Annotated in this window: 15 protein-coding genes; 11 read left to right on the top strand and 4 right to left on the bottom strand. The window is 46.1% G+C overall.

The genetic code is table 11. The features are described from left to right. Positions 1-95: 95 nt before the first annotated feature. From ilvA to G9G53_RS20530, 5 genes are all read left to right on the top strand, one after another. Entirely contained in the window at positions 96-1382 is a 1287-nt protein-coding gene (gene ilvA / locus G9G53_RS20510) for a threonine ammonia-lyase IlvA (protein ID WP_165149945.1), read from the top strand. Between the two features lie 222 nt (positions 1383-1604). Next, entirely contained in the window at positions 1605-2579 is a 975-nt protein-coding gene (locus G9G53_RS20515) for a glycoside hydrolase family 43 protein (RefSeq protein ID WP_029517134.1), read from the top strand. A gap of 201 nt (positions 2580-2780) precedes the next feature. Further along, a complete protein-coding gene (locus G9G53_RS20520; RefSeq protein ID WP_165149947.1) occupies positions 2781-3866 on the top strand; it encodes a FecCD family ABC transporter permease in 1086 nt (361 codons plus the stop codon). Next, positions 3866-4891, top strand: coding sequence for a FecCD family ABC transporter permease (locus tag G9G53_RS20525; protein ID WP_165149949.1), 1026 nt, complete (start codon positions 3866-3868; stop codon positions 4889-4891). The genes G9G53_RS20520 and G9G53_RS20525 overlap by 1 nt, the downstream gene beginning before the upstream one ends. 128 nt (positions 4892-5019) lie before the next feature. Further along, the gene (locus G9G53_RS20530; RefSeq protein WP_165149951.1) at positions 5020-5967 is read left to right on the top strand and encodes an ABC transporter substrate-binding protein; all 948 of its coding nucleotides are present in this window, start codon (positions 5020-5022) and stop codon (positions 5965-5967) included. A 161-nt stretch (positions 5968-6128) separates the two neighbouring features. On the opposite strand, the gene G9G53_RS20535 is transcribed toward G9G53_RS20530, so the two are convergent. After that, positions 6129-6560, bottom strand: a complete 432-nt coding sequence (locus tag G9G53_RS20535) for a hypothetical protein (RefSeq protein WP_029517130.1) — start codon at positions 6558-6560, stop codon at positions 6129-6131. Positions 6561-6757: 197 nt separating this feature from the next. Here G9G53_RS20535 and G9G53_RS20540 point away from each other — a divergent pair, with 197 nt between their 5' ends. The 3 genes from G9G53_RS20540 to G9G53_RS20550 all read left to right on the top strand — a co-directional run bounded on the left by G9G53_RS20540 (position 6758) and on the right by G9G53_RS20550 (position 9038). Then, positions 6758-7057 (top strand): hypothetical protein, encoded by a 300-nt coding sequence (locus G9G53_RS20540; protein ID WP_029517129.1) that lies wholly within the window; start codon positions 6758-6760, stop codon positions 7055-7057. Positions 7058-7329: 272 nt separating this feature from the next. After that, the gene (locus G9G53_RS20545) at positions 7330-8154 is read left to right on the top strand and encodes an alpha/beta hydrolase (protein WP_029517128.1); all 825 of its coding nucleotides are present in this window, start codon (positions 7330-7332) and stop codon (positions 8152-8154) included. 92 nt (positions 8155-8246) lie between these two features. Further along, positions 8247-9038 (top strand): dioxygenase family protein, encoded by a 792-nt coding sequence (locus tag G9G53_RS20550; protein ID WP_165149953.1) that lies wholly within the window; start codon positions 8247-8249, stop codon positions 9036-9038. Positions 9039-9110: 72 nt separating this feature from the next. On the opposite strand, the gene G9G53_RS20555 is transcribed toward G9G53_RS20550, so the two are convergent. Both G9G53_RS20555 and G9G53_RS20560 read right to left on the bottom strand, forming a co-directional pair. Further along, on the bottom strand, positions 9111-10034 hold the full coding sequence (locus tag G9G53_RS20555; RefSeq protein WP_165149955.1) for a hypothetical protein: 924 nt from the start codon (positions 10032-10034) through the stop codon (positions 9111-9113). Positions 10035-10250: 216 nt separating this feature from the next. Continuing rightward, on the bottom strand, positions 10251-10769 hold the full coding sequence (locus G9G53_RS20560) for a DoxX family membrane protein (RefSeq protein WP_029517125.1): 519 nt from the start codon (positions 10767-10769) through the stop codon (positions 10251-10253). 248 nt (positions 10770-11017) lie between these two features. On the opposite strand from G9G53_RS20560, the gene G9G53_RS20565 reads away from it, so the two are divergent. From G9G53_RS20565 to G9G53_RS20575, 3 genes are all read left to right on the top strand, one after another. Further along, complete coding sequence (locus G9G53_RS20565; protein ID WP_165149957.1) at positions 11018-12112, top strand: DUF3048 domain-containing protein; 1095 nt, start codon at positions 11018-11020, stop codon at positions 12110-12112. Between the two features lie 188 nt (positions 12113-12300). Beyond that, positions 12301-12915: a DUF47 domain-containing protein gene (locus tag G9G53_RS20570; RefSeq protein WP_007428879.1), complete on the top strand. Its 615-nt coding sequence runs from the start codon at positions 12301-12303 to the stop codon at positions 12913-12915. A gap of 13 nt (positions 12916-12928) precedes the next feature. Beyond that, positions 12929-13918 carry an inorganic phosphate transporter gene (locus tag G9G53_RS20575; RefSeq protein WP_029517123.1) on the top strand — a complete coding sequence of 330 codons (990 nt, stop codon included), beginning with the start codon at positions 12929-12931 and terminating at the stop codon, positions 13916-13918. Between the two features lie 32 nt (positions 13919-13950). On the opposite strand, the gene G9G53_RS20580 is transcribed toward G9G53_RS20575, so the two are convergent. After that, complete coding sequence (locus tag G9G53_RS20580) at positions 13951-14094, bottom strand: hypothetical protein (protein ID WP_155271710.1); 144 nt, start codon at positions 14092-14094, stop codon at positions 13951-13953. Positions 14095-14133: the final 39 nt, after the last annotated feature.

The raw sequence follows: 14133 nt of genomic DNA on the forward strand, positions 1-14133 counted from the left end.
TTTCATGCTATCATCTGCACAAGCTATGGGTAAACGTGGTATGATATTTGAAAGATTTCAAATACAGAAATATTCAGGCGGAGCGTGGAGAACCTATGGAACCAACAGAAACCCAGAAAAATGACCCGGCCATGGCGTCAACCGTTGGCATGGAGGATATTGTACGGGCGCATCATATGCTGCGTGAGGTGATTGTACGTACACCTTTACAGAGGGATGCCGTCCTATCGGCCAAATATAACTGTAATGTGTATCTGAAAAGAGAGGATCTTCAAGTCGTGCGGTCCTTTAAAATCCGTGGAGCTTACAACATGATCCGTAGCTTGACTCCTGAGCAAATGGAAAAAGGCATCGTGTGTGCGAGTGCGGGGAATCATGCGCAAGGTGTGGCTTTTTCATGTAATGCACTTGGTATCCATGGTAAAATATTTATGCCGAGTACAACGCCCAATCAGAAGGTGAAGCAGGTTCGTCGCTTTGGCGGAAACAGTGTCGAGGTCATTTTGACTGGAGATACGTTTGACGATGCCTATGATGAGGCCATGAAGGTGTGTAGCGAACAGGCAATGACCTTCATACATCCGTTTGATCAGCCGAAAATTATTGCGGGCAATGGTACGATTGCGATGGAAGTGATGGAGAGTCTAGATACACCTATGGATTATGTGTTCGTAACGATTGGCGGCGGCGGTTTGGCGGCAGGCGTAGGTACGTATGTTAAAACCGTGAGTCCATCCACCAAGGTCATTGGTGTGGAACCCCTTGGCGCGGCGTCGATGACGGAAGCGATGCGTTTACACAAGGTGGTTACACTGGATCAAATAGACAAGTTTGTTGACGGAGCTGCGGTGAAGCGTGTGGGTCAGCTGACATACGATATTTGTAAACATACCTTGGACGATATTGTGAAGGTACCGGAAGGTAAAGCATGTACCGCGATTCTGGAGCTGTATAATGAAAATGCGATTGTTGTGGAGCCTGCGGGTTCACTGCCTGTTGCAGCACTTGATCTGTACCGCGAGCAGATTCAAGGCAAAACGGTTGTCTGTATCGTCAGCGGTGGTAACAACGATATAGATCGAATGCAGGAGATTAAGGAACGGTCCCTAATTTACGAAGGACTGAAGCATTATTTTATGGTGAATTTCCCGCAAAGAGCTGGGGCACTGCGTGAGTTTCTACAGGATGTGCTTGGACCGGACGACGATATTACTAGGTTTGAATATACGAAAAAGAATGATAAGGAAAATGGACCAGCTCTGGTCGGCATTGAGCTGTTCCACAAGGAAGACTATTTTCCTTTAATTGAACGAATGAACCGCAAGGGGCTTAAATATACGGAACTGAATAAAAACGAAAATCTATTTAATATGCTAATTTGAAAAGGAGCCTGCGGGCTCCCTTTTTTGTATCAGGATTTTGCAAAATCCTCGTATGTAAAGCGTTATGCGTAGTTTATAAATTTCTTTTTATTTGAAATAAAGCGTTTACAAAATAGAATGTGATAGGTTAATATATGGGTAACTTCATAAGTATAAACACTAATGTAATAGGTGTGTCACCTGAATTTCATTATAAGATACTCATTCGGAGGTGCGAAAGAAATGTTGAAAGCATGGAAAAAATCAGTACGGAGTAAATTGACCCGAACGGCGTTTGCTGCCGTAACCTCGGCTGCTTTGTTACTTTCAGTGATGCCATCTGCATCCGCAGAGCACTGGGCGTTAACTGGTGATGTGGCAGTACATGATCCGTCCATTACGAAAGAAGGCAACGCTTGGTATATTTTCTCCACAGGGCAGGGGATACAGGTTCAAAGATCGGACGACGGACGCAATTTTTACAGATTGCCGCAAATATTCCTGTCGCCGCCATCATGGTGGAAATCGTATGTACCTAAGCAAAAGCCTAACGATGTGTGGGCACCGGACGCTCAGAAGTACAATGGACGTGTCTGGGTTTACTATTCCATTTCTACTTTTGGGTCACGCACTTCGGCCATTGGATTGACTTCAGCAACAAGCATTGGCGCGGGGAGCTGGAGAGATGATGGACTCGTGCTGCGTACGACGGATGCCAACGATTATAATGCGATTGACCCAAATCTCGTCATTGACGCTTCCGGTAACCCGTGGCTTTCCTTTGGTTCATGGAATTCAGGCTTGAAAGTGACTCGATTGGACAAGAATACGATGAAGCCTACGGGGCAGATCTATTCTATCGCCAAGCGTACGGCGGGTGGTTTGGAAGCGCCACATGTTACATACCGCGATGGGTATTATTATCTGTTTGCTTCCATTGATAACTGCTGCAAAGGCGTAGATAGTAATTATAAGATTATTTACGGTCGCTCTACTAGTATTACCGGACCGTATGTGGACAAGAGCGGCAAAAGCCTGATGGACGGCGGCGGAACGATACTGGATGCGGGGAATGACCGTTGGAAGGGACCGGGCGGCCAATCCGTCTATAACAACAGTGTGATTGCGCGTCATGCCTATGATGCCACTGATAAAGGAAATCCAAAACTTCTGATTAGTGATTTAAAATGGGATTCGGCAGGCTGGCCTACGTACTAAAGAGAGGACCGTTTGGAGTCACCTATGTAGTAAAATCATATAGATATATTCAAAAACTGTTCCTCTTATGGGGAACAGTTTTTGGCTTGCAATGTCATAGAAACATGCTATTATGTATCAAGTTGATAACAATTATCATTATCGTTATTGTTTTGGAAAACATAATGATTTTTTCAGGTACGGAGGGAGTGACCTCATCAAATGCAGTCTAAAGACAGCATGGACAAACATACAGCTCGGACAGAGAGGGCAGTTCCTGAAGTAGTCATAACAGCACGTCCAGTACTTCGAGCGGCTAGGATTCGGCAGGCGTTGTTGTTCACAGCTTCGGCTGTATTGTTGGGTTTGGCCATATTCGCCGCCATTTCTCTCGGAGCCAAGGACTTGACCGTAAGCACCGTGTGGTCGGCAGTATTTCACTATGATCGTTCGCTGATGACACATCAGATCATTCATGAGTTGAGATTGCCGCGTGTACTCGGTGCAGCTGTTATTGGAGCTGCGCTTGCGGTTGCAGGTTCTCTGATTCAGGGCATTACGCGCAACCCGCTGGGAGATACAGGTGTGCTGGGCATTAACGCAGGAGCGATGTTTGTAGTTGCAGTGAGTTTTGCCTTTTTTCCCGATCTTCCTTATGGGACGTTAATAGTATTGTCGTTCCTGGGGGCGCTGATGAGTACCTTACTGGTATTTGGTCTGGGAGCATCTGCGCCTGGTGGTTTGACACCTATGAGACTGACGGTGTCTGGAGCTGTGACGGCTGCCCTGTTAGGTTCCATGACTTCGGGGATTGCGATTTATTTTGATTTAAGTCAGGATTTAGCCTTCTGGTATGCGGGTGGTGTAGCCGGGATCAAATGGTCGCAGCTTGAGATTCTTGCACCGATTTTGCTTATTGTGATCGCCTGGTCTATGGGGCTGGCACGTTCTATTTCGCTGATTTCGATGGGCGATGAGGTGGCGTTAAACCTTGGGTTGAATCTCAGGCGCATTCGGCTTTTGGGTCTGCTGACCGTAGTGGTACTGGCCGGACTCTCTGTATCGGCTGCTGGAGCCATCGGCTTTGTAGGTTTGGTTATCCCACATATCGCTCGCAAGCTAATCGGTGTGGATTATCGCCAGATCGTGCCGCTGTCTGCGTTATTGGGAGCCGTGTTACTGGTGCTGGCAGATTTGGGAGCGAGAATGGCAAATCCGCCAGAGGAGCTAGCTATTGGAATTATGGTGTCTTTTATCGGAGTACCCTTTTTCCTCTTTCTCGCCCGTAAGGAAAGGAGGGATTTATAGTGAGTCGCTCTTTAGGGATTGGGGACACGAGAACGAAAAAGGCTTGGCTCGTTTGTTTGGTATTGGCGGGAATCAGCTTTGCCGTCCTTGTTTTGGGTTTGAATACCGGAACGATTCGTATTCCACCGCTACGCGTACTGGATACGTTGTTTGGCGGTGGCAGCGGACGTGATCATATCGTTCTGTTCGAGTATCGTCTGCCTCGTATTGCTGTAACGGTGCTGGCTGGAGCGGGACTAGGCGCAGCCGGGGCGGTCATGCAAGGCTTGTCACGGAACGCACTTGCTGATCCGGGAGTGCTCGGTCTTCATGCAGGGGCTGCGTTGGGACTGGTGATGTTCGTTAGCTTTTTTCGCGACTTGGACGGTTCGGCCGCCGTCCTGATCCCCTTGTTTACCTTTGCAGGAGGTGTCATTGCGGCGGTGCTGATTGTTTTGTTGTCCTATAGCCGTAACAGAGGAATCGTGCCAGTGCGTCTGATTTTGTCCGGTATCGGTGTAGCCTCGGGCCTTAGCGCTATAACGCTGTATTGGTCGTTGCGGCTGGATGAGGATACATACGCATTTACCGCACGTTGGTTGGCTGGCAGCGTTTGGGGCCGGGACTGGATACATGCAGCAGCTTTGCTGCCTTGGTTAGTCATTGTATTACCCTACGTTCTGTCGCAGACGCGCAGTCTGAATAACCTGTCGTTGGGCGACGAGACCGCAGCTGGAATCGGTACAAGTGTGAAGCGCCAGCGCCTATTACTGCTGGGCGCAGCTGTGGCTCTATCCAGTGCCAGCGTATCCATGGCCGGAGGCATCGGCTTTATCGGGCTCATTGCGCCTCATCTGGCTCGCCGCCTGGTTGGGCCGATGTACCAGCATTTGCTGCCAGTAGCCTGTTTGGTCGGGGTCGTCATTCTGGTCACCGCCGACACGATTGGGCGTTCGCTGTTTCAGCCGAATGCGATTCCCGCAGGTGTGGTGGTTGCTGTGGTAGGAGCTCCGTATTTTTTATTTCTGCTGTCCCGAACCAAATGACAGAAGGAATAGGTACATATGAAATCATAGGATGCAAATGATACAACCCGCTGAAATTAATAACTAAGTAGAAGCCTTCTATATTGATCATTATAATGTAGAGTTCTATAGCATAGGAGAGAATAAACATGAGAAAACACAAATTTGAGGGTTCAGGTTTTAAACGTTCATGGGTAGTCACAACTCTTGTTGTATGCATGATCATGCTATCTGCTTGCGGACAAGCAGCCGACAAACAGACTGCCGATACGAAAGCGGCGGACAGTGCGCAGACAACTATTAGTGCGGATTCGCGTATTGCTTCGATGTCTATTCATTTGACGAACAACCTGCTGGCATTGGGTATTACTCCGGCTGGTTCGGTCATTGGCGGAGATGTGAAGGATTTTCTACCGCATGTAAAAGATCGTCTTCAAAGTACCCGTAAGCTAGGTGTTGTCACGGACCCGGATATGGAAGCGGTACTGGAGCTCCAACCTGATCATATTTTCTTGGACAAAAAATATTCGGGAACCGATGTGGCTAAGTTTGAAAAAATTGCGCCGACCGAAGTTTTTGATCTGGATGAAGGCACATGGAAAGATCAATTGAAAAAAATAGCCGTTATGGTCAAACATGAAGCACAGGCAGACGCATTTCTAAAAGACTATGATACACAGAGGGAACGAGTCAAAAAGCTGATTCATTCAAAAATTGGAGACGGAACGGTTATGGCTGTACGTGTGACGGCGAAAGAGGTTCGTGTTATGGGGATGAAGCGTCCGGTAGGACCGCTGTTGTATCAGGACTTGGGTTTGAAGCCAGCCAAGGGTGTGGAGAAGATCAACAAGGCTTATCAGGTGGTTTCCCAAGAGGTTTTACCGGATTATGATGCCGATGCGATTCTTGTTATCATCAGTAAAGGCGCGGATGCCCAAAAGGTATACAAGCAGCTGGAAGGAAACACAGTATGGCAAGGTCTCAAAGCGGTGAAGCAAGGGCATGTCTACATGTTGGACGGACAGCCTTGGCTGGACTATTCCGCAATGGGACACAAAATGGCTCTGGATAATGCAGAACAACTATTTTCCAAATAAGTTCTAAAATATATCAAGCCGTATTCCTCCATGCAGCTTCTTGCAGGCCAGGAATACGGCTTTTTGGCGCACACCCCAGCTGTAAGTCGATTGCCTGATCGAAATGAAAAGGAGCTGCTATGACCCAAAATGGGGCAGCTCCATATAATGAAAATTGCGGGCTATGAACGTTTTTTACGCAGAAAAATCGGTTTGAGTCCAATAAAGCCGATGGCGGCGAGAATTAAATTTACCCAAGGTGAGATCCTGAATACTGGCAGTACACTGCGCAGCGCTAGTCCGGCGACAAGAATCACGACAACTAACACAACATACATCAAGATGGATTTAAGATTCATCTGGGGCTTTACGGGGGCGGGGTTTGGATGTTGTATCTCCTCGCCTTCTTCGGGACGATCCATAAAATTCATCAGGGCTTCAACGAGTAGAATGGCTCCTGCGGCGATGATGATAAGGGTGGATAGGCTGATTTCTTCAAAGGGTTTGAGATCTCCGCCTGTAAAGGTGACAAACCATCCGATAATCGCCTGTGTCAAAAAAAACATGGACAAGGCAACCCATGCAATAAGCGTATAATTTTTTGCTTTATTCATTGCTTCCTCCTGCTTTATGAGCGTATTCCAAGCTGATGGAACCGCCATTTCGTAACAAAGACAGTATACGTGAGGAAGCGTCGGATGGCAAAAGACTTTATCTATAGCATGTATATTACCGTTGCATTCTCCTCAAACTGGATAGAGGGTGAGCACGTGGAGCAACCTGAATATAAACGTTGAGAGGATGTGGCATCATGAAACTGGAGAACCAGGCAGATTATTTAGTCCAAAAACGACTGGGAAACGCTTCGAATGGGAATAGCGGGGCGGCCTCGTCTACAAATGTGAGTCACCGGAGCGTTCAAGGAACATCTCCAACGTACCGTATAGTGGACGATATCGAAGTGGCTGAGGATACAGAATTTGCAGGTGAGCTAGGTGCACAGAACTACCGCAGCCTGTGGCATGAGGATGAACATAACGGCGACTCTTGTAAACTGCAGTGGGAAGGACGAACGGAGACCCACCAAATGTTCAGGAACAGCTACGAATAACGAATGTCACTTTTAAATGTAGTGGATTCACTCACATAAGTGTAGTATAGCGTTCTCCGGAATCGCATCGGGGAGCGCTATTTGTTTACTTTTTTAACGATGTGAACTGACAGGTTGACAAGGAAGCAGGGCGATGATAGACTGACTTTACTATAAAACTTATTAAACTTATCGGAATTAAAGTAAATGAATATCCTGGATGGATATTCCACGTTACTATATGAGTTCGAAATCATAAATGTGTAGTGAAGCTTGAAACAGGGGGAATCAGGATGGAACGGCAAATTGGAATTCGTTTTGAACATGAAGAGCTGGCCGCAACAATTCATTATCCAAACCGTACAAATGAGGGAGAGCGTCAGAGACGAGTTCCCCTCGTTGTTATATGTCACGGTTTTGTAGGCAATCGTATCGGCGTAGATCGATTATTCGTCAAGACTGCGCGTGAACTGGCCGAAGGGGGATATTTTGTCCTGCGCTTTGATTTTGCCGGTTGTGGGGAAAGCACAGGTGAATACGGCAAGCAGGGGCTCGAGTCCATGATTAATCAGACACGTACCGTATTGGATTACGCCGTCAATTGTGCGGACATTGACCCGACCAAGGTGACGCTGATCGGTCACAGTCTGGGGGGCGCGGTTGCCCTTCTCACAGCCGTACGGGACAAGAGAGTACAAAATCTGGTCCTTTGGTCAGCAGTGGGCTATCCGTTCAATGACATCGTCAAAATTACGGAGCGAAGCGTGTACGATGAGTCTGTTAAAACTGGTCATGCCGATTATTTGGGCTATAAGTTTACGCCTGCTTACTTTGAGTCGTTAGCTCAATTTCAGCCGTTCCAGGAGGCCGTTAAATTTAACGGGGATGTGCTCGTCATTCATGGAACCTCGGATGATATTATTCCTGTCGATTATGCATTTCTGTTTCAAAAGATATTCTGGATGCGCCCAGAGGGACGCTGTGATAAAGAGATTATTTTCCAGGGAGATCACACTTTCTCGTCAGGTAAAGAGCGGCAACGGCTCATTGATCGGACGCTTGAATGGCTGGATGAACAGGAAAATATTCAACGTGATTGGCAGCACTGGATGATCTGATTTCAGTGTGTAACGGATTGTATTGGAAATTGCGCCTCCGCCGGAGTAAAATGGAAGAGTAACACTATACTGGCGTGTGGAGGTTGGCAGCGATGACATTACCCTCAATTTTTGTTGCGCATGGTTCACCGACACTGGCTGTAGAAAATAACGCATATACCAGCTTTCTTTCAAAGCTGGGCGCGAGCCTGCCCCGACCCAAAGGAATTGTCATTTTTTCCGCGCATTGGGATAGCCCCGATCAATGTATTGGCGCGGATGATCAGCATGCAGCGTTGCACGATTTCTATGGCTTTCCTGAAGAAATGTACTCAATCGATTACCCTGCACCAGGCGATCCAAAGCTGTATGAGGAGATAGAGCATCTGTTCAGTCAGCATAACTTGTTCCACCAGCCGGTTCGGAACCGGGGACTGGATCATGGAGCATGGGTGGTTTTGCGGCATATATATCCTGATGCGGACATACCGGTCGTACCGTTATCTATTGATTCTCGGCGCGCTCCTCAAGAGCAATACGAGATTGGACGGATGCTGGCGCCGTTGCGAGAACAAGGGATTTTGATTATCGGTAGCGGCGGATTGGTCCACAACTTGCGGACACTCAAGCAGACGAGTGAGCCAGCCGATTGGGCCGTTCAATATGATGACTGGATTGCACAGCAGCTTCAAGATTGGAATTTACGTCACTTATTCCAATATGACAAGAAGGCTCCATATGCCAAACAAGCGGTACCTTCTTATGGAATAGAGCATTTTTCACCTTTGTTTTATGCGATGGGGGCTGCGGATCAGGAGCGCTCCGCGCATAAGCTTTTTCAGTCGTATGTCCTTGGCTCGCTGAGTCTCAATTGTTGGGCTTTTGGTCAAGAAAGTGATACGTAAATGTAAAAAAGAACTTCCGAATCCACATGCTGTGTGGGAATGGAAGTTCTTTTGTGTTTTTTGCGTCTTCGATTAATTAGAAGGCACGTTCTTTTTTAGCCAAGTGGATACCTGCGAAGTACGTTGATCTCCATTTTGATCCAACAGTGTCATAAATGCTTTCAGCTTTTGAATATAGGTGCTCTTCGAATCCATATTACGTTGAACGAACCATTGATACCCTTTTTTGGCATACGGATGAATCCTCCCGGTATCATGATCGAATAATGGCGTATTGTTCGTGCCGTAGAAAGTATAGAAAAAGTACAGATCGTGCAATTTTTTTATAGCTTGTGTACGATTGGAATGTGGATATTGGTTTAAAAACAATTCCTGTGCCAGCACTCGTCCGGCTAACTGTTGATAGCCGATACGGAGCGCGGCATCTTTGGTAGCAGCCTGTCCGGATTCCATCGACATGATGTCAATATAGCTGCGGATATCTGCCGTGGTGTGCTTCCCGAATACTTTATATTTTTCATAGTTGATGATTGGGTAATACATGCCTTCTGCGGTTTCAAGTTTGTAGCCGGCATCTCTTGTTTGAGTTAGCAACTTTTTCAGGTTCGCATCGCTTGTACGGCTGATTACATTTGTGAACGAATCACCGGGTTTATAGATTTGATTTATTTTGGTTTGAACAGAGGTCGGGTATAGGGTCTGTGCATAGGAATCCAATTGCTGGTTCTGTGCATTTTCCAGATGAAGCACCATGAGGGTAGCTTGAGAAGCTGGAATGGATTGAATATGCTTTTGCAAATAAGTGAATGCCTGAGATAGCTTGCCGGGTTGGCCTAGTAGCTGCTCGAAGGCCTTGGAGATATGTTGTACACTTTCTGCCTGAGATGTCGTAGTAGACGTCGCCGCTTGGGCTGATGCCGTATATCCCGATCCCATAGTCTGCACTGTGAAAGTTACTGCTGCGAGCATGAGATAGGCTTTGGTGATTTTTTTCATGATATAACCCTCCATTACGTTCTTTGATGTAACTGTAGTGTATAGGGTAAATGTATCGTGAGCATTCCATGTTGTATCCAACTTGTAAACGTTTGGGGAGGATAATGAATCCGATAAAAGAGTCCGAGTTAGGAGGAGCTAAAATCCTCCTTGTGAGCATAACAGCGCAAAAAAAATAACCATTATCCCGGAGGATAACGGTTATTTGGGGGATGTTTAAGCTATTTTTCGACTAGGGTCCGCTGGAAAGGTATCTTTATTTTTACCAAACAGTCCACGCAGGAAGGGCAGTACCCAACGGTCAAAGCCAATTCTTCCGGCATTTGCGCCAGCAACTACGAGGAAGATTTCAAACAGCAGGTAGATTGCATTGGTGCTTACTGTACCCGAGAACAGGAACGAGAAGTTCATAACCATGGCCATCAAAGCAGCCAGTGTAGTCAATGTACCGAGAAGCAGGCCAACCCCGACCAAGAACTCACCCAACGGGATCAGGACGTTGAACAAACCTACATTCGGCAGGGCAAAGGCTTCGAGGAACGATCCCCACCAGCCTTGTACAGCGGGATGGTCTCCACCTGTTTTAGCAATGGCCCCCGAGATAAATCCGCCTGCATCGAATCCACCTGTCAGCTTTTCAAGTCCGTGAGTCATCCATTCATAACCTAGATAAACCCGTACGACAGTCAGCAACCACATTGCGACTTTGTTCTCACGTAACCAGCTATTAAACATTCAAACCACTCCTCTTTCTTAATCTATAATGTTGGTTGTATTTCATTTTGTTGGGATGATCATCTTTGCTACACCTTTATTGTAGTAGGTTCAGTTACAGTTATTTGTGATAAAAATCACAAAGTATGAATATTTTTAAAATTTTAATGTCTTCAGATAAGTATTCTATAGAGAGGTCATGCTTCAATCAAGACAAAAACAGGAAATAAAGCTTATAATGAGAAAAATAACGAAGTGGAGGGATGAACTTGTCCGGGCCCATTTCCCAACGAAATCATTGGTTGCGTGTAATGGCCTCAGCTCTGTTATGCATGACGCTGATGTCTTGTTCTGCTATGTCCAATACGGGAGATACTGAACCCGTTCCTCAACCGACCAAGCATAAAACAGAGAAGGAGGCGCTTGAACCGCCGAAGGAGCAGTCTACTCCGGCATTTACAGCTCCGCTTACCGGTCTTCCGGTGGAGCAGCCAGTTTTGGAGCGACCGCTCGCTGTCATGATTAACAATGCTCCAGCAGCACGTCCGCAGGCAGGACTTAGTCAGGCAGATATGGTATATGAAGTTCTTGCAGAAGGCGGAATTACCCGTCTGGTCGCTTTTTTCCAAAGTCATGGCGGAGATGTAAAGGTTGGTCCGGTCCGTAGCATTCGTCCGTATTTGATTGAGCTGGGCGAAACTTATGGTGCGTTGCCGATACACGCAGGGGGAAGCACAGATGCCTATGCGATTTTACAGCAGCAGCGGAAGGAACATTTAGATGAGATTTCAAATGGAGGGGCATACTTCTGGCGAAGCAAAGATCGTCGTCCTCCGCATAATCTATACACGGACGTGAATAGACTGCGCAAAGGAAGCGATAGTAAAGGGTATGCTACGCATACGGACGTTCCAGTATATACTTACCTTAAATCCGGCGAAACCCCAGTTATGGTGGACGAGACTGCAACATCTTTACAAATCCGGTTTTTGCTTAAAAGCTACCGGGTATCTTATACCTATGATCCAGCGGATCAACAATATAAGCGTTTTGTGAACGAAAAGTCACATGTGGATCAAAATAATAACCAACAGCTCTCAGCAGCCAATGTCATTGTGATGAGCACCAGGCATCGAACGTTGGATGATGTAGGCAGATTAAGTGTTGAACTGGACGGCAGCGGAGAGGCCATGGTGTTTCAACAAGGACAGTTAATACAGGCTGAGTGGCAACATACGCCAGGTGATGCGATTCGTTTTATGAAGAATGGGGTTGAAATTCCGTTAACGCCAGGTACATCCTATATACATGTGGTGCCTGCAGATACACCACTAAAGGAACATGTAACCATAGAAGTGAATTAGAAAACGAATTACACCTTTTTAGGAAAAAATTGTCGGATAATGAGCTTATATGTCGGGCACTGTATACGTATATCATGAAATTTGCTTTTACAAACATTACAAAAACATTGATGAGTGTGATAAGATAGCAAAGGTTGTCTATTGCAGTCGAAACAGGTTGCGGATATTTTCGTAAAGGGGTAATCGTTATGAGATTGAAGAAAAAGGATATATTCTTCGAGACGTTGGAAAATATGGCAGATACGATCGTGCAAGCAGCCGATTATTTTGCCCAACATACTTCAAATCTTCAAGATGTGACTTTGTTTACAAATGAAATGAAGAAGTATGAAAATAAGTGTGATGATTACACACACACGATTATTACTGAACTGAACAAGACCTTCATTACGCCGTTGGAACGCGACGACATCATGGAACTGACAACAACCATGGATGATGTGTTGGACGGTCTTGAAGCGACGGCTTCCCGTTTTTATATGTACAACATTACGGAGCCGGACGAGTATATTGTGCAGTTCGCTGATATTCTGCGTCAATCAGCTTACGAAATTCAGAAAGCTGTACATCTGCTTTCACAGAAAAAATTGCTGGCCATTCGTGAATACACTATTCGTCTGAATGATTTGGAAAATCAGGGGGATGAATTGTTGCGTATTTGCATCAAAAACCTGTTTGCAACTGTAACTGACCCTATTGAACTGATTAAACGCAAAGAATTGTACGAACGCCTTGAAACGACAACGGATTCATGCGAGGATGTTGCAAATATGCTGGAATCCATCATTATGCGTAACTCGTAAGGAGTCCTTTTACATGGATACAAGTTTACTGGTATTGGGTATTGTTATTTTTCTTGCTCTGGCATTTGATTTTATTAATGGGTTTCATGATACGGCGAACGCGATTGCAACTTCGGTATCGACCCGTGCATTGACCCCGCGACGTGCGATTATTATGGCTGCGGTCATGAACTTTCTCGGGGCAATATTGTTTACAGGGGTTGCGAAGACGATTGGTGGAAGTGTGGCTGATCCAACCAAGCTTACGAATGGAATTGATATCGTCATTGCGACGCTGATCGCTGCGATTATCTGGAACCTCTTAACCTGGTGGTTCGGTATTCCTTCATCCTCTTCTCATGCATTGATTGGTGCATTGGCTGGAGCGGTGTATGTAGGTGCAGGATCGGAAAAATTAAACTGGAGCGGCTTCATCGGGATTGTCGAAGGACTTATTTTCTCCCCGTTGATTGCTTTTGTTGTCGGTTACATCGTGATGATGATTTTAAAATACATCTTCGCTCATCGTAGTCCGCATACGGTGAACAAAGGGTTCCGTACAATGCAGGTCATTACAGCAGCGCTTCAGTCGTTCACGCATGGTACGAATGATGCTCAAAAGGCGATGGGGATTATTACATTCGCACTCGTTTCGTCGGGGTATCAGGACCATTTGGAAGTACCCATGTGGGTAAAAATTTCAGCCGCAACAGCCATGGCGCTAGGTACATCTATCGGGGGCTGGAAAATCATCAAGACGATGGGAACCAAGATTTTTAAAATCGAGCCAATTAACGGATTTGCAGCCGACATTTCGGGAGCCTCTGTTATTTTCACAGCTACATTGCTTCATTTGCCCGTAAGTACCACTCATGCCATTACTTCGGCTATTTTGGGTGTGGGTTCTGCGAAGCGTTTTTCCGCTGTGCGTTGGTCGCTGGCCGGTCGAATTATTATTACTTGGGTGATAACGATACCGATTGCTGCGCTGTTATCTGGATTGATTTTCAAAATTCTTTTCTAGTTCGTTATTATTTCTTGAAAAATAGGTACACACTATAGAACACACAATAAGCTTCCGTCCGCTTTTTGCGGCAGGGGCTTATTGGCATTCTGGGGCAAAACGGCTTCTTCAAAGTTTACACCTCCAGATAGTTCCATGAAACGTTTTTCAAAAATACCTGACATCAAAGTAGTCAATTTTTAATAACTCCTGTAAAATAAACAGAAAACTTTGAA

It is taken from the genome of Paenibacillus sp. EKM206P, from assembly GCF_011066155.1.
Taxonomy (GTDB): Bacteria; Bacillota; Bacilli; order Paenibacillales; family Paenibacillaceae; genus Paenibacillus; species Paenibacillus polymyxa_D.